1 protein-coding gene is annotated in these 337 nt (G+C 41.8%); it reads left to right on the top strand.

Annotated elements, in window-relative coordinates:
• Positions 1-13: 13 nt before the first annotated feature.
• On the top strand, positions 14-337 hold a 324-nt coding region (rplX, locus tag F0L46_RS27750; RefSeq protein WP_276315631.1), incomplete at its 3' end, for a 50S ribosomal protein L24.

Here is a 337-nt window from a genome sequence, read left to right as displayed (position 1 = left end):
GTTCAACAAGCAGGTGACTTCCTCAAGAAGGAAAAACAGGAAGAGGCATTTCAGTGCTCCTTCACATATAAGGCGAGTGTTGATGTCCTCTCCCCTGTCTAAGGAACTAAGACAAAAATTCAATGTAAAATCCATGCCTATTCGCAAAGACGATGAAGTTCAGGTTGTACGTGGACACTACAAAGGCCAACAGGTTGGCAAAGTGATGCAGGTGTATCGTAAAAAGTTTGTTGTATACATTGAGAGGATTCAAAGAGAAAAGGCCAATGGTGCAACAGCATATGTCGGCATTCACCCTTCAAAGTGTGTGATTGTCAAGTTGAAGATGAATAAAGAC

This window comes from Salinarimonas soli (assembly GCF_008386575.1).
GTDB classification, from domain to species: domain Bacteria; phylum Pseudomonadota; class Alphaproteobacteria; order Rhizobiales; family Beijerinckiaceae; genus Salinarimonas_A; species Salinarimonas_A soli.
This window is presented reverse-complemented; position numbering and strand designations above follow the sequence as displayed.